Below are 21,321 nucleotides of genomic sequence, written 5' to 3'. Positions count from 1 at the left end.
CCTCCTGTGTTCCTTACGATACCGCAAGTATCGTACAATCTCACAAACGATACTATCGGTATCGGAAAGCAATATCAGGGGGTAGCAGATGCACATGGAAAGGGTTGTCATCATCACCGGTACCAGCAGCGGACTTGGCAAGGCATTCGCTAAGGCGCTGCTCGCTGCTGGCTTCAAGGTCGTTGGCACCGTACGCAGGCCCGAAGCCGCGGCGGAGTTCGAACAGGTGAAACCGGGCGCCGCCTTTGCACGCGTCCTCGATGTCACTGACACGCCCGGGCAGCTTGCTTCCGTGGTGAGCGAGATCGAGCAGAGCATCGGCCCTGTCTACGCGCTCATCAACAACGCCGGCTACGGCCACGAGGGCACGCTCGAAGAAAGCTCCATGGACGACCTGCGCCGGCAGTTTGAGGTCAACGTCTTCGGTGCAGTCGCCATGATCAAGGCAGTCCTTCCGCACATGCGCGCTCGGCGCGCTGGCCGCATCCTCAACGTCACCTCGATGGGTGGGCTCATGACCATGCCGGGTCTGTCTTTTTATCACGGCAGCAAGTTTGCACTTGAAGGCATCTCGTCTTCGCTGGCCAAGGAGGTGCGCCCACTCGGCATCCACGTCACAGCCGTTGAACCCGGCATGTTTCGCACCAACTGGGCCGGTGGTTCCATGGTGCGCGCCGAGCGTTCCATCGCCGACTACGACGCCATCTTCGATCCCATCCGGGCCTCGCGCCAGGCGAGAAGCGGCCAGCAGGCAGGCGATCCCGCCAGGGCCGGCAATGCCATTGCCGACTTTCTGCTGGTGCCGGAGCCACCCCTCCACCTGCTGCTCGGCCCCGATGCCCTGGAGTATGTGCGAAAGGAACTGGACTCCCTGCAAACCGAATTCACCGCGTGGGAGACCGTCACCCGCTCGACCAACTTCGACACAGGCTCCAAGGTAAGCACCAACGAAAACCCTGCCGCGAAACACTCACTCTGATTCTCCGCAACGCGCAGCTGTCAGCGGGCTGGGACGTGTAAAGTCGCGTGCTCTTAGTCGAGGAGCCACGTGCCGGCATGCCTGCACTCGCAGCTTCAACGTGTGATCCCGTTTGAAGGGAATGGAGCCACCGTCTGCGACCGGCAGCCGGCACGCCGAGCAGTTGAAGTATCGACGGAATATGCCTAGGCACGTCCCGCATCCGTATGCGAAGCTCCCGGGAGCACGCACAACGCTTGCACAAGGAGTCCTTATGCAGACGCACTTCGATATCTTCGGGCAGCCCGTAGAGCTGCTTGTTCTGAGTGAGCAAACCGGCGGAATGTTCTCAGTCGGGCGCCAGACCTGCGACCCCGACACCGGGACGCCCCCACATACGCATCGGCATGAGGACGAGATCTTCTCGGTCGTTTCGGGCCGGTTCGAGTTATTCAACGGCGAAGCCTGGACCGAGATTCCGCCCGGCGCCATGGTGCTCGCCCCGCGTGGCGGCGTGCACTGCTTCCGCAACTCCGGCGACACGCCCGGCACCATTCAGTTCATCTGCGGCGGCGATCGCTTCGACCACTTTCTCGAAGGGCTTTCCCGCTACATCCTTCCGCATGACCTGCAATCGATGATCGACTACTCGGCAACCTTCGGCATTTTCTATCCGACGCTGCCCGCACCGACTCTCCAGCCTGTGTCGGAAGTTGTCACGCTCATTCCGTAGCAGCCGAAAAGGCGTGTAACCGGTCCCGGTGACCATGCAGGAAGCACGTCCCGGTCCGAAGCCGCAGGCTGGTTCGTTGCCAGGGCGACAGAGCCCCATCCTCGATATCCCGGCGCCCGAAACAATCCAGCAGCGCACGCTCCTGGTCTCAGCCCAGCCGCCGGCTGCGCGCATAAACATCACCTTGCCAGTGCTCACGGACAGAAGCCGGGGACCGCGCCTCTTCATGCAGTGAAAGCACGCCACAGGCCCGGTGCTACCCTCAAAGACGGTCCATTTATGAGCGATTTCACCAAGGCAGCCCCCGCACTCAGCCCTGATCTGCAGGCCCGTTCCGGCATCGGATCCATCGGCGGTGCACCGTCCACCAGCGCACCGGCGACGACATTCTCGGCCGAGCCGAACCAGGCTTCCGCGCCCGAAGCCTCCACGGAGCGCGCTTCCCGCTTCGTCCGTGCCTGCCTCCGCCAGCCGGTCGATCGCACCCCCGTCTGGTTCCTCCGGCAGGCGGGCCGCTACATGGCCGAGTACCAGGCAGTGCGCAAGCACCACTCGCTGCTTGAGATCTGCAAGCAGCCAGCGCTCGCCGCCGAGGTCACCATCACCGCCGCGGAAAAGCTGGGCGTCGACGCCGCCATCATCTTTGCCGACCTCCTGCTGCCCTTCGAGTGCATGGGCCTGCCCTTTGAGTTCCTCGCCGGCGAAGGCCCCGTCGTGCACGCACCCGTCCGCTCCCGCGAGGCCGTCGACGCCCTCCGCACTGACCGTGCTGCGGAACTCGGCTACGTCGCCGAAGCCATCGAAAAAGTTGCCGCCCACTTCCAGCACCGCACCCACGACGACACCACCGACGCTCTTGGCATCATCGGCTTCATCGGCGCGCCCTTTACCCTTGCCTCCTACATGATCGAAGGCCACGGCTCGCGCCAGTACATCCACACCAAGACCATGATGTACCGCGACCCGGCGGCCTGGCAGCTCCTGTTGGAGAAGCTCGTCGTCGTCCTCGTCCAGTACGCGCGGCAGCAGGTCGACGCTGGCGCCGACGTGCTCCAGATCTTCGATTCCTGGGCTGGCGCCCTTTCGCCCGCCGATTACCGCGAATTTGTTCTCCCCATCACCACCACTCTCGTCCGCGAGGTGCAGCGCATGGGCGTTCCCGTCATCTACTTCGGCGTCGACACAGCGACCATCCTGCCCGCAATGCGTGAGACCGGCGCCGACGTCCTGGGCCTGGACTGGCGCATCTCGCTCGCCAAGGCGTGGCACGAGCTCGACTACCGCTGCGCCGTGCAGGGCAATCTCGACCCCATCACCCTCTTCGCCGATCCCGCGCTCATCGACCGCCGCGTCGCCGCCATCCTGGCCGAGGCCGACAACCGCCCCGGTCACATCTTCAATCTCGGCCACGGCATCGTGCCCGGCACCCCCGTCGAACACGTTCAGCACGTCGTCCACACCGTCCGAAGGCTTTCCCAACGTCCGCAGGCTTAGTCCGCAGAGAGGATCGGGCGATCCTTCCCCAGATCTGCTCCCCAGAACTGACCCGCAGAACTAACCGGCAGAACGAATATGGCGAGCCTCGACTCGAGCCGTTCAAGCCCGTCGGACGCCAGCCTCTCACCCGCCGGCAGCGCGACCCACCCCGCGCCGGCAGCACACGATCCACACGAAAGGGAAGCATCCATGGCCGACGCGACAACGACCCCCGACGGCTCCGCCCCTGGCTCAGGTCTTACTTCCGCGCCTGCCCCGGAGCCCAGTCCCGACCACACCCCCAGCCATCCCCAGGCCTCCGCCCGCCGCGCCGTCCTCCTGCTCGCCCACGGCACCCCCGACGAGCTCGCCGACATCCCCGCATACCTCAGCAACGTCGTCAGCGGCCGCCCTATGCCCCAAACCGTCATCGACGAAATCACTCACCGCTATGGCCTCATCGGCAAAAGTCCGCTCACCGCGCTCACCCTCGAACAGGGTCGCCTGCTCAGCGAAGCGCTCGGTCTCCCGGTCTACGTAGGCATGCGCAACTGGAAGCCCTACATCGCCGACGTCGTGAAGCAGATGCGCTCCGACGGCATCACCGAGGCGGCCGTGCTCTGCCTCGCCCCGCAAAACTCCCGCACCTCCGTCGGCCTGTATCGCCGCGCCGCCTTCGCCGAAGCGGGCGATGTCATCCGCATGGACTTCACCGAGGGGTGGGCCGACCACCCCCTGCTCGCGGACGCCTTCGCCGAGCGGCTCGCCCCGGTGCTCGCAGAGGCCGACCAGCTCGCCCACACACTCGGCAGCGAGACTCCAGCGACCGTGCTCTTCACCGCCCACTCCGTGCCTTGCCGCACCATCCAGATTCCAGCGGAGGGCGTCGCGCCCCTGCGCCCCGGACAGCCCGATCCGAACGCGCCGCCGGCGCCCGGCCACCTGCCGCAGGCCCTCCCACACACTACCCCGTCTGCCGCCCTCTCCACCCCAGGCGACAGCTCCTCGCCCGCCGCTGGTTCGGCGCTCCCAACCTCGCCGTCCGCGCCGCCCACCCCGCCCGGCCAGTGGCGTCGCTCCTCCATCGACGCGGCGCTTGACCAGTCGAAGCCCATCCCCACGCCCGACCCCTACCCGGTGGAAGCCAAGCACACGGCCGCCAACATCGTGGCCCGTACCCCCGGCCTGTCCGACGACCGCTGGTGCTTCGCGTTCCAGAGCCAGGGCATGGCCGGCGGTCCCTGGATCGGCCCCACTGTCGAAGACACCCTCACCGCCCTCCACGCCGCAGGCGCAAAAGCCGTGGTGCTGCAAACCATCGGCTTCCTCTGCGATCACGTCGAGATCCTCTACGACATCGACATCGCCTTCCGCGAGTTCGCCGAAAACCTCGGCATGCGTTTGCTCCGTCCACCCTCCCTTAACGACTCACCTATCCTCACCGAGGCCCTGGTCGATCTCGCCAGGCGTGCCTTTGCCCGCCTTGACCAGCCGGCCGCCGCACCCTCCAACTCCATTCCCTCCGCCCGGCCTCAATCCTCCACGCAGCTCGCCCCTCAATGAGCAAGCACCCGGCCCAACCCTCCGCCCCCACAAAAGCCCCGGCCGTGGACCAGGCGTACCCGCGCCGCATCGCCGTTATCGGCGCCGGCATGGCTGGCCTTGTCGCCGCCTACGAACTCTCCAAAGACCCCACCGTCCAACTCATCCTGTTCGAAGCCACCGATCGCCTCGGCGGCACCGTTGAGACTGTCCATCACCAAGGCTTCACCATCGAGTGCGGCCCGGACTCCTGGGTCTCCGACAAGTCCGCCGCCTACGACCTCGCGGTCGAGCTCGGCCTCGGGCCCGAGATCATCCCCTCCAACGACTCTGTCCGCCGTAATTACCTCGTGCAGGGCCGCACCCTGCAACCCATGCCTGACGGCATGCGCATGATGGTGCCCACCCGCTGGCTCCCCATCCTCGAGTCGCCGCTCTTCTCCTGGCAGGCCCGTCTCGCCTACCTCCGCGAGCCCAAACGCGCCGAAGAGCTCAAGCGCGAAGCGCAATCCCGCCCCGACGACTTCGATGAATCCGTCCGCTCCTTTGTGCACCGGCACTTCGGCGACGAGGCTACTGAAAAAGTCGCAGGCCCCCTGCTCGCCGGCGTATTCGGCGGCGACATCGACACGCTCTCTGCCGGCGCCGTGCTTGCCCCCTTTGTTCGTCTGGAGCGAGAGCACGGCTCACTGATCGCACCGACCATGGCCGCGATCGAGAAGCAAAAAGCGGAAGGCAAGCCACCCCCGCCCGTCTTCACCACCCTGCGTTCCGGTCTCTCCACCCTTATCGACCGGCTGGCCGCGGCCCTTCCACCCGAAAGCATCCGCCGCAACACCCCGGTGATCGCGCTTGCCCAAGTGGGAGATCCCGCACGCTGGATCGTCACCACGAGCTCAACCACGGCCAACGATTCGGTCTCACACTTCGCGTCCTCCGCGGCGCCTGATCAGCCAGCGCCCGCCAGCGATTTTTTTGACGCCGTCATCCTCGCCACACCCGCGCACGTTTCCCGCGCGCTGCTCGCTCCACTTGACACCGAAGCGGCCACGCTGCTCCACATGGAAGCCACCTCGGCCATCGTGGTCGCGTTCTGCTTCTCCCCCGAGTCCTCCGCGAAACTCCGTATCCCGCGTGGTTTCGGCTTCCTCGTCCCACCCGCGCGCACCCTCCACGACGATCCTGAGCTGCTCGCCGGCACCTTCATGCACCAGAAGTTCCATCACCGCGCACCCTCCGGCGCAGTGTTCCTGCGCGGCTTCTTCGGCGGCCACGCCGCCCCGCGCATGCTCCACTGGGACGATCAACGCATTGCCGCTGCTGCGCACCGCCAGTTCTCACTCCTGCTCGGCCCACTGCCCCCGCCCCTGCACACGGTGGTGCGCCGGTGGCCTTTGTCTCTGCCGCAGTATCGCGTCGGCCACCCCGGGCGTATGCGCAAGCTCCAGGCGCACATCGCGCGCCTGCCCGGACTTGTGCTCACCGGCAATGCCTACCAGGGCGTTGGCCTGCCCGCGCTCGTACACCATGGTCAGCAGGCAGCCCGGGCTGCCGTGCAGGCTGCCTCGGCGCGATCGTAATCATTCCGCTACCCGCGGCCGGCGCCGGAAACGGATCGCGACCCTTGCGCCTCACGCGTAAACCTCACGCGTAAATAGGTTGCATACCGCCCCACACATCCGCGCATCTCGGCTTTCCTGTATCGCGAAAGTGCATACCATTTCGGCTGCCCCTCTTTCTCCCCAAGCTTTGTTGCATCTGTTTAGATTGGGAAACGCTAGCCACGGATCGTGGCACCAGGCATTGCAAGGGTTGCAGTTTCAAGGATGGTCGAATGAAGAAGGTCGCAATTGTAGGTGCCGGGCCCGGCGGCCTGGCCGCAGCTATTTTGCTTGCGCGCTCGGGTGTCGATGTCACCGTTGTAGAGAAACGCTCGCACGTCGGCGGACGCACCTCCACCATTCACCGCGATGGTTTTAAATTCGACACGGGTCCAACCTTCTTTCTCTACCCCCGCGTACTGCGCGAGATCTTTGCGTCTGCAGGCTTCGATCTTGAAGCCGAAATTCCCATGGAGCGTCTCGATCCGCAATACCGCCTGGTCTACGGTGCCGGCGGCGAGCTCCTCGCCACCCCCGACGTCGAACGCATGGCTGCCGAAATCCGCAAGCTTTCACCCCACGACGCCGAGGGTTTCTACCGGTTCATGAACGAGAACCGCGTTAAGCTCGAGAAGTTTGTCCCGTTTCTGGAAGCGCCTTTTGAATCCTGGCGCGACCTCGTGCACCCGGACATGTTGCGCCTGCTCCCACTTCTGCGCCCATGGCGATCCCTGGACAGCGAGCTCTCGTCCTACTTCCACGATGAGCGCATCCGCCTCGGCTTCTCCTTTCAGTCCAAGTACCTCGGCATGAGCCCGTTCTCCTGCCCGTCGCTGTTCTCGATCCTGTCCTTCCTTGAGTACGAGCACGGCGTCTTCCATCCCATCGGCGGCTGCGGCTCTGTCTCCGAGGCCATGGCCCGAGTCGCCCGCTCGCTTGGTGTGCGCATCCTGCTCAATGAGCCCGTGGAAGGCCTGATCTTTGAAGGCCGCAAGGCTGTGGGCGTCCGTACTTCGGAGCGCACGCTCGCTGCGGATTCGGTCGTCATCAACGCCGACTTCGCCGACGCCATGCGCACCATGGTCCCCGATAAGCTGCGCCGTAAGTGGACCGACAAGAAAATTCAGAAGAAGCGCTTCTCCTGCTCGACATTCATGATGTACCTCGGTATCGAAGGCATGTACGAAGACCTTTCCCACCACACCATCTATCTCGCGAAAAACTACCGTGAAGGCCTGCGCGACATCGAGGAGAACCACCGCCTCTCCGCCGATCCCTCCTTCTATGTGCAGAATGCCTGCGTGACCGACCCCACGTTGGCGCCCAATGGCATGAGCACCCTATACGTTCTGCTGCCCGTCACCCACGACACCGGCTCGGTGGACTGGGCGGCCGAGCAGCCACGCTTCCGTGCTCTCGCTATCGAGCAGATGAAGAAGATCGGGATTCACGACGTGGAGCGCCGCATCCGCACCGAGAAGATCCTCACGCCCACTGACTGGACCGACGACTACGGCCTCTATCGCGGCGCAACCTTCTCCATGTCCCACTCCCTGCGGCAGATGCTGCACCTCCGACCGCATAATCGTTTCGAAGATCTCGACAGCGTTTATCTTGTCGGCGGCGGGACCCACCCCGGCAGCGGTCTTCCCGTAATCTTCGAATCCGCCCGCATTACCGCGCGCCTGTTGCTAGAGGACCTCGATATTGAACCCCAGTTCAACACCGAGCCCGTTGCCATCGGCACCCCGCCTCCCGACTCTGTGTACGAGACTGTAAGCTGATTGCATGCCTACCCTGCCGCACGTTCCGGCTGGTCGCACGGCGCCTCTCTTCGCGTCCGCCGCTGACGTGCGCGAGGCTTCCACCCCGAGAACAATCGCAGAGAAGTTAGTCGACATGCGTGCTGCTCAGCGCCTGTGGGCAGCCACCCCCATCCGCAGCCGCCTCCATATACTGCGTTGTTTTCGGGCAGAGCTGGCCACCGGCTCACGCGAGCTCGCCGCCACGGTCGCCTGCGCTTACCCCGGCAGCCTGCGCCGCACCGAGTCCGACACCCTGGTCGCGGAAATCCTGCCACTTGCCGAGTGCTGCCGCTTTCTTGAGCGCGAAGCCGCGTTCATCCTGCGCACCCGCCGCGAAGATGCGAGCTCTCGTCCCTTCTGGCTGCGCTCCGTGGATGTGGAGGTCGAGCGCGTCCCGCTCGGCGTTGTGCTCATCATCGGCCCCGGCAACTATCCGCTGTTTCTTCCCGGAGCCCAGGCCCTGCAGGCGCTGGCCGCAGGCAACGCCGTGCTCTGGAAGCCCGCACCCTCCGGCGTAGCCTGCGCCCACGCGCTGCGCGTCATGCTCATCGCCTCCGGCCTTCCGCCTGAGCTGCTCACCATCCTCGACCCCGACCCTGCCGCTGCCACAGCGGCCATCGAAGCCGGCGTCGACAAGGTTTTTCTTACCGGCTCTGCTGCCACCGGCGAAGCGGTGCTCCACACCCTCGCTCACCGCGCCATTCCGTCTGTCATGGAGCTTTCCGGCTGCGACGCGGTGTTCGTGCTGCAGGGCGCAGACCCGGCCCGTGTCGTGGACGCACTGCTCTTCGGCCTGCGCCTCAACGGCTCTGCCACCTGCATGGCGCCTCGCCGCGTCCTGGTTGACTCCGCGATTGCAGACGAACTGGCCGTAGCCCTGCACACCGCGCTCGCCGCGCTGCCTCGCGTTCCTGTGACACCCTCCACCGCGCTGCTGCTGCTTGAGTGTCTGACCGACGCACGCGTGCACGGCGCCCAGGTGCTGGTCGATGGCAGCGCCACCCCTTCGCACGGCCACGCCCCCGTTCCCCTTGGCCCTACCCTGCTCGCCGGTGTTGCGCCCTCCATGCGCATCGCGCAGACAGATCTTTTCGCGCCGGTGCTCTCGCTGCTGCCGTTTACGACCCTGCGCGAAGCCGCCTCCATGCACGAGCACTGTCCCTACGCGCTCACCGCAGCGATCTTTGGCCCCGAGTCCGAGGCCCGCACCCTGGCGCAATCCCTCACCGCGGGTACCATCCTGCTTAACGACCTCATCGTCGCCACCGCCGACCCGCGCGTGCCGTTCTCCGGTCGCAAACGCTCCGGTTTCGGCGCCACCCGCGGCCGCGAAGGTCTGCTTGAAATGTCTGCGCCCCGCGCCATTGTTCGCCAGCGCTCCAAGAGCCGCATTCCATACCAGCCCACCACTGCGGCGCACGGCGCACTCTTTGCAGGCTACCTGCAGGCAGTGCACGCGCAGGGCTGGCGCAATCGCCTGGCCGGTTTTCGTGCCATGGGCAAAGCCCTTCCCGGGCTTAAACCCCCGCGTGCCTGATACAAACTTCAGGCCGTCGGCGTCCGTCCTGGACTGTAAATATTCAGTTATCCCCCGCACCATTCTGAGGAGAAACACCAGATGCGCATTGCAGTAATCGGTTCCGGCCTCGGCGGTCTTTCCGCCGCCTGCACCTTGGCCGCGCGTGGCTACCAGGTCTCGGTCTTCGAGAAGAACCCCTGGCTAGGCGGCAAGGCCGCCGTCCTGCAGGAACAAGGCTTCCGCTTCGACATGGGCCCCACCATCCTGATTCAGCCCTCCGTCCTCCGTCGCGTCTTCTGCGAAGCCGGCCGCAATCTCGATGACTATGTGCAGATGGTGCGCCTCGACCCGCAATGGCGCTGCTTCTTCGACAATGGTTCAGTGCTCGACCTGAAGCACGACATCGGTGAAATGGCCACCAGCCTCAATGCGCGCAAGCCCGGTATGGGCGACAAGTACGTGCAGTTCATGAACTACTCGCAGGACCTCCATGAGATCTCCGACCGCTTCTTCTTCTGGAAGTCCGTCGGCTCCATCAGAGACACCTTCGACATGAATGGTGCCTTCGACAAGCGAGTGCTCCGCGACCTGCTCCAGATGCGTATCGGCCACACCGTCGCCGGCACCATCCGCAAGTACATCGACGATCCCGACGTCGCGCAGATGCTCGACCACTACGTCCAGTACGTCGGCTCCTCGCCCGATGCCTCGCCCGCCATCCTTTGCTCCATCGGCAACATGCAGGCTGAAGAGGGGATTTGGTACCCCATGGGCGGCACCCGCGCCGTGCCCGAGGCGCTGGTGAAACTCGGCCGTGAACTCGGCGTCGAGTACCACACCTCCACCGAGATCGAGCGCCTGCTCACCGAGTCCGCCGACAAGTCAGACAGCAACGGCAAGCGCAGCAGGATCACCGGCCTCGTCACCACCGCCGGTCATCGCTATGACTTTGACGCCGTGGTCTCCAACGAAGACGCGGTGCGCACCTACCGCGAGCTCATCGGCGGCGCACCCGCCGACAAGTTCAACAAGGAACGCGAGTACGAACCCGCCTGCTCCGGTGTCGTGCTCTACCTCGGTCTCAACAAGCGCTACGAGCACATGGCGCACCACGACTTCGTCTTCTCCCGCGACCCGCACGAGGAGTTCCACCATATCTACGACCTCGGCGAACCCGCACCCGACCCGACCTGCTACATCGCATCCACCTCGGGCACTGAACCCGCTACCGCGCCTCCTGGTGGCGATGCTTTCTACGTACTCGTGCACACGCCGTTCCTGCGCCCGCACCACGACTGGTCAAAAATGTTCCCGCGCTACCGCCAGGTCATTCTTGACAAGCTCAAGCGCACCGCCGGGCTTACCGACATTGAAGATCGCATCGTCTATGAGCACGCCCTCACGCCTGTCGACATTCATAACCGCTACAAGGTGCTGAACGGCGCGATCTACGGGCTCTCGAGCCATGGCCGCTTCAACGGCGCCTTCAAACCCTCCAATACTTCCACCGAGATTGATGGGCTCTTCCTCGCAGGCGGCGCGGCGCATCCCGGCCCTGGCATGCCGATGGTGATGATGTCGGGCTGGATCGCGGGAGACGCAGTGGACCAGCGCTACCGTGGCGTCGAGCCTGCACTCGCCGCACGCAGGGAGGCCGAATCCCTGCTGGCCGCCGCACGATGAGCGACCGGACGCGGCTCGAGCCATTCGCAACCGAAGCGGTTGCGAATGGCGTCGCTGCGTCCTCAACGCCTGCCGCATTTGCGCCGATCGAACCGACCGACTCCCCCACTGTCGCAACATCTTGCTCGGCGTTTGTTCCCTCGGATGCAGGCGCGTTCGACACGCCTACCCACAGCGCCCAGCTTTGTACCCCCGCGCCTGTTTCCGGAACCAGCACAGTGACTGACACTGCGATTTCATCGTTTCTGCCGAGACCCAGCCCCGCCACTATGCGCAGCGGAAGCACGGGGGCAAGCTCACTGCGTGCACCTTTCAGCGCGCCACCCGCGATCATCGCGTCGGCGCCTTCTATCCTGGTCGCACCCGATCCCTCCGCGCACACCGCCGCTCCGCTCTTCACCGGCATCGCGCAAAGCACCGGGCAGTCCAAGGTGCAAAGCCGAGCGCCGCGCTCCAGTGCTGCCACACTCGAGCGCCCGTCGCGCGCGCTGCTCCGCTGCTTCGACACATATCTCCACTTCTTCATCGGGCGTCACTTCCACGCCCTCCGCCTCGCCGGCGCCGAACACTGGCCTGCGCTCAATCGCCGTCAGGACGCGTCACATGATGCGCCTCGCGGCCCCCTGCTCATCTGTCTCAACCATCCCTCCTGGTGGGACCCGCTTACTTCCATCGTGCTCAGCCGTTTTCTCGAGCGGCAATCTGACCACTACGCGCCCATGGACGCGCGCGCCTTTTCCCGCTACGGCATTTTCCGAAAGCTCGGCCTCTTCCCGGTCGAGCAGGACACACCTCGGGGCGCTGCGCAGTTTCTTCGCGGCGCCGCGCGCATCTTCGCGGACCCCGGCGCCGTGCTGTGGCTCACACCGCAGGGCCACTTCACCGACACCCGTGCGCGCCCCATCCAGTTCCGCGCGGGGCTCGACGCCCTGCTGCGCCGCACACCCGACGTCACCGTGCTGCCACTCGCTCTCGAGTACACCTTCTGGGACGAGCGCCTCCCCGAGGCCCTCGCGCTGCTCGGCAAGCCGCTGCATTTCCACCACGGCCAACTCGCCGTCGCCGATCGCGACCAGGCGCAATCGCCACGTGACAGCGAGCCTTCAGCGACCCAGCCTACACGGCTCACAACCGAGACCGCAGCCTGCCAAAATGCAACCAACGCAGGCACAGTAACCGCTGCCGGCGAACACGTAGCGCTTGCCCTTGCTCATACCCTCGACACGCTGGCCGCCATTGCTGCCCGTCGCAACCCCGCGGAGTTCCACACAGTGCTCAGCGGCTCGAGCGGCACCAGCGGCATCTATGGCGCGTGGCAACGTTTTCGCGCCTTCACTCGCGGTGAGCACTTCGAACCGGGTCACGGCGCACTCCAGCACAACCAGTCGCGCGACCCATTTCGACGCGGTGCAAACATGCAGGTCAGCCAATGCAACAGAAGTGTGGGCGATCCCCATGCTTGACCCTCGCTATTACCGCATCCGATGCGGCGCCACCAGGGCAAAGGTCAGCGCTTGACGCCTCTGCCCCGTTCCCCCTGGTTGCTGCTCGCGCTCGGTTGCTCACTCGGCCCGCTGCTGACGTTCGCCGTCAACCTCGCCTACTACCGCGCGCCGCGCCGCCCGCCGCAGGGCTCCGCTACACCCGTTGAAGCCGAGCAACCAACGCAGACGGCCATCTCTGTTCTGATCCCCGCACGCAACGAGGAAGCGGGCATCGCCGCCGCCTGCCGCAGCGTACTCGCATCTACCGGTACCACTCTCGAACTCCTCGTGCTCGACGACGCCTCCTCCGACCGCACCGCCGAAGAAGTCCTCGCGATCGCCGCCCGCGACCCGCGCCTCACCCTGCACTCCGCCCCGCCGCTTGCCGCCGGGTGGAACGGCAAGCAACACGCCTGCTCCGTGCTCTCCAGCCTCGCGCATGCCGATGTTTTGTGCTTTCTCGACGCAGATGTGCGCCTCCAGCCCGACGCACTCGCAACGCTGCTGCATGAGCTCGCATCAGGGCAGTCCGACCTCATCAGCGGCTTCCCGTACGAAGAAACCCGCACCTGGCTCGAGCAGATCCTGATCCCACTCATTCACTTCGTGTTGCTCTGCTATCTGCCCATGCCCGGCCTGCGCCATTTCCCGCGCATTCCTTCGCTCGCCGCCGGCTGCGGGCAGATCATGCTGGTGCGGCGCGAGGCATACCGCGCCAGCGGCGGCCACGCGGCTATCCGCGCAACCATGCACGACGGCATATTGCTACCAGCACTGTTACGAAAAGCCGGCTATGCAACCGATCTCTTCGACTTCACCGCGCTCGCCACCTGCCGCATGTACCGCAACGCTCGTGAAGTCTGGTGTGGCCTCGGCAAGAACGCGACCGAAGGAATGGCCACACCCGCCCGCATTCTGCCGTTCACCATCATGCTCCTGTTCGGACAGGTGGTCCCCGCTGCCTGGTTCGCCACCAGCTTTGTCACGGGCGGCCCGCTGCTCTGGGCCTCCATCGCGTTGGCCGCCGGCTACATCCCACGCGCCGTCGCCATGGTGCGCTTTCGCCAAAGCCTGTTTGGCGCCGCGCTTCATCCCGTGGGCGTCGCCGCCCTGCTGGTGCTGCAGTGGTACGCCCTTGCTGCCAAGCTGCGCGGCCGCCAGACCACCTGGAAAGAACGCGTCTACCGCCTCGGGTAGCCGGCGCTCCGCGCACACGTCGCGCAAAGCTCACGGAGCGCGTCACTCTGCAGCACCCACATAAAACGCAGGAGACTACGCCCGATCTCTGCCTTCGGCTCGTCCCACAAACGAGTGCTCCAGCATTGCCGAAGGCGACCCGGCACGCAGCACATGCGCGATGACAAACAGCGGCCGCTGCTTCACTTCCGTGTATACCCGGCCCAGGTATTCGCCGATTACACCCAGCGAAATCATCTGCACTCCACTTAGAAACAACATTCCGATAAACAGCGTCGACCAGCCCGCTACCCAGTGACTCGTCAACAGCCGAACGCAAAAGGCATACACGATGCCGAGCAGCGCGAACATCGCAGTTCCAAAGCCCACCAGCACCACCAGGCGCAGCGGCACCGTGGAAAAAGAAACAATCCCGTCCATCCCCAGGTTCAACATCTTGCTCAGCGGATACTTGGTCTCTCCCGCAAACCGCGCCGCCCGTTTGTAAGCCAGGGGCACCTGCCGAAAACCAACCCAGGAGCACATTGCCCGCAACAGGCGATGCCGCTCCGGCATCTGCAGCATTACGTCCACTACCTTGCGGTCGATCAACCGGAAGTCGCCCGTATCGAGCGGTATCTGTACATCCGACAGCCGGTTGATCACGCGGTAAAACACCCGCGCCGACCATAGCTTGAAGCTGCTCTCACCCTCGCGGTCCGTGCGCATGCCGTACACCACGTGCGCACCCTCCTGCCACAGCCGGTACATCTGCGGAATGAGCTGCGGAGGGTCCTGCAGGTCCGCATCGATGATTACCGTTGCATCCCCGATTACAGTCTCAAGGCCCGCCGAAACCGCCAGCTGGTGCCCGAAGTTTCTCGAGAGTTGTACTACAACGGCATGCGAATCCTGCGCATGCAATTCCTTCAGCAGCGCATACGTGCGGTCTTGCGATCCGTCATTCACATACACAATCTCGTACGGTGTCTCCATGGCCACAAGCACGCCGCTTAGCTGCCGGTGACACTCCACCAGCCCTGCCTCTTCGTTGAAACACGGAACGATGACACTCAGCATCCTGAGATCCTTTCCAGCGAGGAAACACCACCCTCAATGCAATGCTCCGGCCACTTGCCGCTCCACACCCCGTGCTCGCAACGCACGAACAGAATGAGAGTAATCGTCCTCACGGATGGGGTGCAGGGTGCGTGCACACAGCATAAGTGCCTGCCTGCACACAGTGCCACTCTGCATATCCCGCTCCCAGGGCCGTCTGGGCAATTGCGAGCGGCTGCGGCGTGGGCGTATTCGGGTCTGACAGCAACAGGAAGTCTGTGCGCTTGAGTATCTCCGCGGCGGCTTCCGCATGCGTTGCAAGGAACTTCCTCGAGTAAGTTCCTTGCTCCGAAGCGAGCCCCGGGCTGAAGTCGCGCATCAGCCCCGCCGCGCCATTCTCTCGAATCGGCAGGATAGTCAATTGCAGCCATGGCGTGTTCATCAGCACATCGTCATGGGCGGCAAAGGCCCGGCCGCCTTCCCAGGCAAACACCGGGTACATCATCTGGCTTGCGCCGCCCGGGGTCCATCCACGATCACTCTGCAGAAACAAACCACGTGCATGCTCCGGCAAGGGCGCGTGTTCAAGCGCCCACTGTTCGTGTGCCGCCGGCCCCAGGTAAAGCCCCGCGAACACGAGCGCAAGCCCGGCTGCCAGCATGCCTCCGCCAGACACCACGTCGCTGCGCACCCGTCCGTTCATCACGCCCGCTGCGGTTGCTGGTAAGAGCAGCCACACCATGAACCACTGCCTTCGCGCAAACAATGCCGAGCCGTTCATCTGGTCAGGGAAGAACAGCGTCGCCAGCAGGTACAACAGCACGCCGAGCATGAGCCGATCTGCCGGTAGAAGCAGGCCAGTACGCAGTCGACGAAGAACGCCTGACATGGCAAACAACACCAGCGCTGCCGGCAGGATCAGCGAAATCAGTCCGTCATACAGCCAACCCAGTACCGAGTGCACCAGGAACATGCGCACATAGGTTGCCCCTGCAATCGAGCGCAGGTACTCAAAGTGCAGCTGCAGGCCGCCGTTGACTGATTGCGCCACCTGCGCCTTGTCTGCAATCAGGATCGGAAACACAAACGCCAGGCACGACAACGCGAAACACGCGAACTGCCACTTATTCAACGAGGGTGTGGATCCAGGGTTCTTCTTGCTGTTACGCCACCTTCCCAGGAGTTGCAAGGCAAGGTCCACACCAAGGAGAAAAATCATCAGCATCAAGGGCAGCGGATGCGACAGGATCAGCAGCACCAGCACCACAAAAAAGGCGCCCATGGCCCGCATCCACTGCTCGGGCTTGAGCGCCAGCTCGTAGTAAAAACAAAGCGCAAACAGGAACAGTCCCGAGGCCAGCGTAAAGTTCAGAAACCCCGCGCTGAGCGGCCAGTTAAACACAAGCGCCAGCCCCCACAACGAGGTGTACGCAAAGCCGCTGCCCAGCGCGCGTCCCAGTTGCCGCCCCCCAAACGCCAGCGTCCCTACAATCACGCTGACAAACAACTTTTCGGCCATGTCTGCCGAAACCCAGTGCTCCAGCCCGATTAGAAAGAAGTAGTGCAGGGAATACGGCTGCACCAGGTGCCGCACGGCATAGAAGTGTTCAAACAACGGCGAGGTATGCGTCGCCGCTTTCCAGAACGCCGCAGCCAGGTAAATATGCAGCGGCCCATCCCCGGTCGGAAACACGGGGTGCAAAAAAATGCAGGCTTGCAGGAGCAAAAACAATGTCCAGAAGATGACGCTGCATGTCGCTTGGGTAAACACGTTGCCTGTCGATGCAACGGCATTGGGAAACGGCGATTTCACAGCGATCCTCCGGGGCGCAGGACGCCCTATGTCTGATCACGATCTGGCACTGTTGCTGACTGGAGAGGCTTACGGGCAAAATACCACAACGAGAACGCCAGCAGCGCAAACATCCCTACCGACACCCCGTCGTGATACAGAAATGTGTGCGGCACTGTCGGCAGCGCTGTCTTACCCGTCGCCGCCTCGTACAGCTTCAGCACCACGCCCACCAGTCCGATGATCCCGCCCGCCGCGATAAGCCCGCTCGCATACAGCGACCCCGAGCTGATCTCCTCATTGCCCTCACCGCCGCCATGCTTCGCCGCCGCCCGATCCACCATCCACCGCACCACGCCGCCTGTGAAAATCGCCAGCGTCGTAGCAATCGATAAGTACGCGCCCACCGCAAACGACAGCGAACGGATCCCCAGCAGTTCCACCGCGATCACCAGGAACACGCCCAGCAGCACCAGTCCCCACGGTAGCTGCCGCGTCAGGATCCCGTTGATCACCGTCGCCATCAGCCGCGCCTGCGGAGCCGCAGCTTTCTCGCTCCCGATCCCCTGGATCCACTGCACCGCGATCTTGCCCGTAGCCGGGTCATACAGGTACTTGCCGTCCGCTAACTCGTGCGAGCCCAGCGCATTCAGCAGTACATACTGCGTGCCTGCACGCTCATCGCTCGCGCCCCCTTCATGCAGCACCTTGATGTGCGCCCGCGTAAACCGTCCCTGCTCCTGCACCCCCTGGTGTGGCACGCTCAGACTCCACGTCTTGTCCGCCGTGCGAAACTCCTCCAGCCCTCGGTTCATCGCGTTCAACGTCGCACCAATCGCTACCGTTGACACGCACACACCCACCATCAGCGCCAGCTGCTGCTTCCACGGCGTCGCGCCAATCAGGTAGCCCGTCTTCAAATCCTGCGACGTATCCCCCGCGTTGGCCGCCGCAATGCACACAGTGCTGCCGATCGTCAGTGCCAGCGCCGCAAACGCCGGCGTCGTCCACCCCTTCACCAGAAAGATCGCCGCTGTCGCCATCAGCGTCGCAATCGTCATGCCCGACAGCGGGTTTGCCGACGACCCGATCAGCCCCACGATCCGCGATGAAACGGTCACAAACAGGAACCCGAACACCACGATCAGCAGCGACGCCGCAAGGTTCGCAAACGCACTTACCTGCGCCCCCGGCACCGGCTTCAGCCATAGAAACAGAAACACGCACACCACCAGCAGCAGCGAACCGCCCGCTACCACCCAGCTCGGCAGATCGCGATCTGTCCGCGCCGCGCTCGCCTCCACCCTGGCGACGCCCGCGCGTCTGCGTAGGTTCCGGAACCCGGCGCCCAGCGCACCCGCAATCGTCGGCAGCGTGCGCAGCAGCGTCAGCAGTCCCGCCGCCGCCACGCCACCCGCGCCCATCGGCCTCACATACGCCGACCACAACTCCGAAGGACTCATCTCCTTGATCAGCTTCACCGACGGATACAGCGGCGCCGATAAGTGCGAGCCGAAAAAGTAGATCGCCGGCATCAGCACGAGCCAGCTAAACACGCTGCCCGCAAAGATCGTCCCCGCCACTTTCGGTCCGATAATGTACCCGACGCCCAGGTACTCCGGCGTCGCATCGCAGCGCACCGCGGCCCCGCGCAACACGTGCTGCGCGCCCAGGTCCGGCTCGTAGTTCGGCGTGCCCGGCCACAGCCCCAGCAGGTTTTCGTTCTGAAACAGCGTGTACACCGCGCCCAGCCCCAGACCTAAAAACACCCGGCTCGCGAACGACCCGCCGCGCTCCCCGGCCAGCAACACATCCGCGCACGCAGTGCCCTCCGGGTACGTCAGCGTCCCGTGCTCTTCCACAATCAACTGCCGTCGCAGCGGGATCATGAACAGCACGCCCAGCCACCCACCCAGCAGCGCCAGAAAGAAGATCCGTGCATACTCGAGGTCGAAGCCGAGGAAGATCAGCGCCGGAAGCGTGAAAATCACGCCCGCTGCAATCGACTGCCCAGCATTGCCGGTCGTCTGCACAATATTGTTTTCCAGGATCGAAGCTCGCCCCAGCGCCCGCAGCACCGAGATCGACAGCACCGAGATCGGGATCGATGCCGCTACCGTCAGCCCCGCGCGCAGCCCCACATACACCGTCACCGCACCAAACAGCAGCCCGAAAAACGAGCCCAGCAGCAGCGCCCGGGCCGTCAACTCCGGCCGGTTTTCAGCAGCATCCACAAACGGGCGAAATCCCGCACGCGGAGAGGGAAGCGACGACGACGAACCAGGCGGCACCACAGTAGCCATGGGCAGAACACTCCAGCAGCAAAGCCCCTCCCGCCACGCACAACGCGGCAGGAGCGTAACGAGGAGTGTACCCGTTCCACCCGCAACGCGAGCAGCCGCATCCGCCGCTCCCCCTGTCCTCACGCACCAACCGGTAGGCCTCAGCCCGCAGCACCAGGCCCGTCGTCCTACTCCGTCACGGCATCGGCGTCGTTCTGCGCGGAGGCATCCACTCTGAAGTCAAACACCATCGTCGAGAACGCATTTTCCTGTTTCATCACCGGCTCCAGCGCATACTCACCCTCGGGTAGCTGCCCCTTCGGCGTGATCTTCACCCAGCCGTCCGGCAGCGTCTCCGTTGCTACCTCGACCTCGGTATCGTTCCGCTTCGCATTCCCGGTCCACTGGGTAAACTTCACCGTCGACAGCAGCCTCCGGTCGCGATCCACCAGCGCGTGCACCACCGCCCACCCCGCCATCAGGCTCTGCCCCGTCTCGGGCCCTTCAATCTTCACGTAAAACACGGGCGCGCCCGTATGCACTACCGTTTTCGCCGCCACTCCGTCGATCTCAGTCGAAAAGCGCGCCTTGTAAAACGGCCCCGCCAGTAATCCCCCCGCAACATTGCCACCCTTGTGGTTGTTGATCGCCACCGCGGTGGAATGCACCGGTACCAGCTGCTTGCCACCCTTGAACTCGTCCAGCACCCACGGCGTGCCCCCATTCGGGATCCGCAGCCCGGGCACCGGCTCCGGCGCACTCTGCGCACCGCAGGCAGCACCATACGCAAGCACGACAAACAAAGCACTTTTTCGCATAGCGGCAAGCCTAGCCGCGCCCATGCCACAGCACAACCGCTGAACCCCGCTTTCCCAGCCGCCGGTAACTTCGTCCCATGCCACCCCAAGCCGACACCCGCCACGGAGCGGCCGCTTCTGCGCCTCGCCCGGCATCTGGCGCAATCCCCCGGCTGCCCGTATACTCCAAGGCAAGTGGGCAGGCTTCATCGCTTTCCCCGGTGCGAGGTGCGTCTTCACGAGCCAACAGCTCTTGCGTGACGATTTCCGAAGCGATCTGCCGAGTCCGCCCGGCCGCGCCCCGTCCAGCGTCCAAACGATGGCCCCGCCGCCCGCGCACACCGCACCCACCCGTCTCACCCTCAGCTCCTGGCGTGCCGTGGCACGCTTCCCGCGAAGTCCCCACACATTCCCGCGCACGTTCTTCAGCATCGCCCACAGCCTCGCCGCTGCGCTCCTGCCCGCCGCCTGCGTTCTCTGCGAAACCCCGCTTGCCACTCTCGGCCGCGTTCCCGTCTGCGCCTCCTGCTGGCACTCTCTTCCCGCGCAGTCCGGCACTCTCTGCCTCCAGTGCGGCGAAGCCCTCGGCGCCCACGCCTTCAGCACCTCCGACCGCGCCCCTGGCGACTGGCTCTGCCGTCCCTGCCGCGTGTCGCCCCCGGCCTTTGACCGCGCCGTGGCTCACGGCCTCTATGGCGGCACGCTGCGTTCGCTCCTGCACCTGCTTAAGTACGAGCACATGGAGCCTGTCGCCCAGCCACTCGGCAGGCTCATGGCCGCGCAGCTCGCCGTGCTCCCTGGCCTGCCCAAGCGCCTCACCGTCGTGCCTGTCCCGCTGTTCCGAGCTAAGCGCCGGGAGCGCGGTTTCAACCAGGCCGAGTTGCTTGCCCGCGCGGTCGCCCGCTTCGGCCACGCCCATGGCCTCGCACTCTCAGTCGATACCGCGATCCTCCGCCGCGTGCGCGCCACCGTCTCGCAGTCCGGGCTTACCCCGCGCCGGCGCCGTAAAAACGTACAGGCTGCCTTTGCTGTCGCCGGCGCCGCCACGGGCGTAAAGCCGCTCCACGGCAAGTGCATCCTGCTGGTCGACGACATCTACACCACCGGCGCCACCGCCCGCGCCGCCGCCCTCGCTTTGCGGCGCGCCGGCGCTGCCGAGATCTGGGTCACCACCGCCGCCCGCGCTCAGCGGCACGAACTCGCCGAGCCCGTCGCCGCCACCCCGACCCCCATGGAGGACGATGTCGCTTTCTGGACTTGAGCCGTTCGCACACGCGTCCGAATGAAGCTCCTCGAACAACACTCTTCAACCAACGCGCAGCCAGCGGACACATCTGCACAGCAACGCACGACGCACAGAAGCAGCTAGCCAGGAATCAACCCAGATCGATGCTTCACAGCACCAATGCTTCAC

Annotated in this window: 15 protein-coding genes; 11 read left to right on the top strand and 4 right to left on the bottom strand. The window is 64.6% G+C overall.

The features are described from left to right. Nucleotides 1-94: 94 nt before the first annotated feature. From D1Y84_RS05925 to D1Y84_RS05880, 10 genes are all read left to right on the top strand, one after another. A complete protein-coding gene (locus tag D1Y84_RS05925) occupies nucleotides 95-979 on the top strand; it encodes an oxidoreductase (protein WP_199726364.1) in 885 nt (294 codons plus the stop codon). 253 nt (nucleotides 980-1,232) lie between these two features. Further along, a complete protein-coding gene (locus D1Y84_RS05920; RefSeq protein WP_158615339.1) occupies nucleotides 1,233-1,691 on the top strand; it encodes a cupin domain-containing protein in 459 nt (152 codons plus the stop codon). Nucleotides 1,692-1,970: 279 nt separating this feature from the next. Further along, a complete protein-coding gene (hemE, locus tag D1Y84_RS05915; RefSeq protein WP_124847697.1) occupies nucleotides 1,971-3,185 on the top strand; it encodes a uroporphyrinogen decarboxylase in 1,215 nt (404 codons plus the stop codon). A gap of 192 nt (nucleotides 3,186-3,377) precedes the next feature. After that, a complete protein-coding gene (locus D1Y84_RS18370) occupies nucleotides 3,378-4,730 on the top strand; it encodes a ferrochelatase (RefSeq protein WP_370245721.1) in 1,353 nt (450 codons plus the stop codon). Beyond that, complete coding sequence (hemG, locus tag D1Y84_RS05905) at nucleotides 4,727-6,289, top strand: protoporphyrinogen oxidase (RefSeq protein WP_124847696.1); 1,563 nt, start codon at nucleotides 4,727-4,729, stop codon at nucleotides 6,287-6,289. Before D1Y84_RS18370 ends, hemG begins: the two co-directional genes overlap by 4 nt. A 254-nt stretch (nucleotides 6,290-6,543) precedes the next feature. Further along, nucleotides 6,544-8,094 (top strand): phytoene desaturase family protein, encoded by a 1,551-nt coding sequence (crtI, locus tag D1Y84_RS05900; RefSeq protein WP_124847695.1) that lies wholly within the window; start codon nucleotides 6,544-6,546, stop codon nucleotides 8,092-8,094. Nucleotides 8,095-8,098: 4 nt separating this feature from the next. After that, nucleotides 8,099-9,652, top strand: a complete 1,554-nt coding sequence (locus tag D1Y84_RS05895; RefSeq protein ID WP_124847694.1) for an aldehyde dehydrogenase — start codon at nucleotides 8,099-8,101, stop codon at nucleotides 9,650-9,652. An 81-nt stretch (nucleotides 9,653-9,733) separates the two neighbouring features. After that, nucleotides 9,734-11,317, top strand: a complete 1,584-nt coding sequence (locus tag D1Y84_RS05890) for an NAD(P)/FAD-dependent oxidoreductase (protein ID WP_124847693.1) — start codon at nucleotides 9,734-9,736, stop codon at nucleotides 11,315-11,317. After that, nucleotides 11,314-12,780 carry a lysophospholipid acyltransferase family protein gene (locus tag D1Y84_RS05885; RefSeq protein WP_124847692.1) on the top strand — a complete coding sequence of 489 codons (1,467 nt, stop codon included), beginning with the start codon at nucleotides 11,314-11,316 and terminating at the stop codon, nucleotides 12,778-12,780. Before D1Y84_RS05890 ends, D1Y84_RS05885 begins: the two co-directional genes overlap by 4 nt. A gap of 51 nt (nucleotides 12,781-12,831) precedes the next feature. Then, entirely contained in the window at nucleotides 12,832-13,998 is a 1,167-nt protein-coding gene (locus D1Y84_RS05880; RefSeq protein WP_233581165.1) for a glycosyltransferase family 2 protein, read from the top strand. Nucleotides 13,999-14,073: 75 nt separating this feature from the next. On the opposite strand, the gene D1Y84_RS05875 is transcribed toward D1Y84_RS05880, so the two are convergent. The 4 genes from D1Y84_RS05875 to D1Y84_RS05860 all read right to left on the bottom strand — a co-directional run bounded on the left by D1Y84_RS05875 (nucleotide 14,074) and on the right by D1Y84_RS05860 (nucleotide 19,928). Next, nucleotides 14,074-15,057, bottom strand: a complete 984-nt coding sequence (locus tag D1Y84_RS05875) for a glycosyltransferase family 2 protein (protein WP_124847690.1) — start codon at nucleotides 15,055-15,057, stop codon at nucleotides 14,074-14,076. Between the two features lie 109 nt (nucleotides 15,058-15,166). Beyond that, entirely contained in the window at nucleotides 15,167-16,849 is a 1,683-nt protein-coding gene (locus D1Y84_RS05870; protein ID WP_124847689.1) for a hypothetical protein, read from the bottom strand. Between the two features lie 26 nt (nucleotides 16,850-16,875). Continuing rightward, nucleotides 16,876-19,131, bottom strand: coding sequence for an OPT family oligopeptide transporter (locus tag D1Y84_RS05865; RefSeq protein ID WP_124847688.1), 2,256 nt, complete (start codon nucleotides 19,129-19,131; stop codon nucleotides 16,876-16,878). Between the two features lie 167 nt (nucleotides 19,132-19,298). Further along, entirely contained in the window at nucleotides 19,299-19,928 is a 630-nt protein-coding gene (locus tag D1Y84_RS05860) for a hypothetical protein (protein WP_124847687.1), read from the bottom strand. Nucleotides 19,929-20,160: 232 nt separating this feature from the next. On the opposite strand from D1Y84_RS05860, the gene D1Y84_RS05855 reads away from it, so the two are divergent. Next, on the top strand, nucleotides 20,161-21,168 hold the full coding sequence (locus tag D1Y84_RS05855) for a ComF family protein (RefSeq protein ID WP_124847686.1): 1,008 nt from the start codon (nucleotides 20,161-20,163) through the stop codon (nucleotides 21,166-21,168). Nucleotides 21,169-21,321: the final 153 nt, after the last annotated feature.

The sequence above is a fragment of the Acidipila sp. EB88 genome, from assembly GCF_003858395.1.
Classification (GTDB): Bacteria; Acidobacteriota; Terriglobia; order Terriglobales; family Acidobacteriaceae; genus EB88.
Note: the sequence above shows the minus strand (reverse complement) of the source record. Positions and strands in the feature narration are given on the sequence as shown.

Coding starts and splice junctions, on each gene's coding strand:
- D1Y84_RS05925 (WP_199726364.1), top strand. CDS start 95: ATGGAAAGGGTTGTCATCATCACCGGTACCAGCAGCGGACTTGGCAAG.
- D1Y84_RS05920 (WP_158615339.1), top strand. CDS start 1,233: ATGCAGACGCACTTCGATATCTTCGGGCAGCCCGTAGAGCTGCTTGTT.
- hemE (WP_124847697.1), top strand. CDS start 1,971: ATGAGCGATTTCACCAAGGCAGCCCCCGCACTCAGCCCTGATCTGCAG.
- D1Y84_RS18370 (WP_370245721.1), top strand. CDS start 3,378: ATGGCCGACGCGACAACGACCCCCGACGGCTCCGCCCCTGGCTCAGGT.
- hemG (WP_124847696.1), top strand. CDS start 4,727: ATGAGCAAGCACCCGGCCCAACCCTCCGCCCCCACAAAAGCCCCGGCC.
- crtI (WP_124847695.1), top strand. CDS start 6,544: ATGAAGAAGGTCGCAATTGTAGGTGCCGGGCCCGGCGGCCTGGCCGCA.
- D1Y84_RS05895 (WP_124847694.1), top strand. CDS start 8,099: ATGCCTACCCTGCCGCACGTTCCGGCTGGTCGCACGGCGCCTCTCTTC.
- D1Y84_RS05890 (WP_124847693.1), top strand. CDS start 9,734: ATGCGCATTGCAGTAATCGGTTCCGGCCTCGGCGGTCTTTCCGCCGCC.
- D1Y84_RS05885 (WP_124847692.1), top strand. CDS start 11,314: ATGAGCGACCGGACGCGGCTCGAGCCATTCGCAACCGAAGCGGTTGCG.
- D1Y84_RS05875 (WP_124847690.1), bottom strand. CDS start 15,057: ATGCTGAGTGTCATCGTTCCGTGTTTCAACGAAGAGGCAGGGCTGGTG.
- D1Y84_RS05865 (WP_124847688.1), bottom strand. CDS start 19,131: ATGGCTACTGTGGTGCCGCCTGGTTCGTCGTCGTCGCTTCCCTCTCCG.
- D1Y84_RS05860 (WP_124847687.1), bottom strand. CDS start 19,928: ATGCGAAAAAGTGCTTTGTTTGTCGTGCTTGCGTATGGTGCTGCCTGC.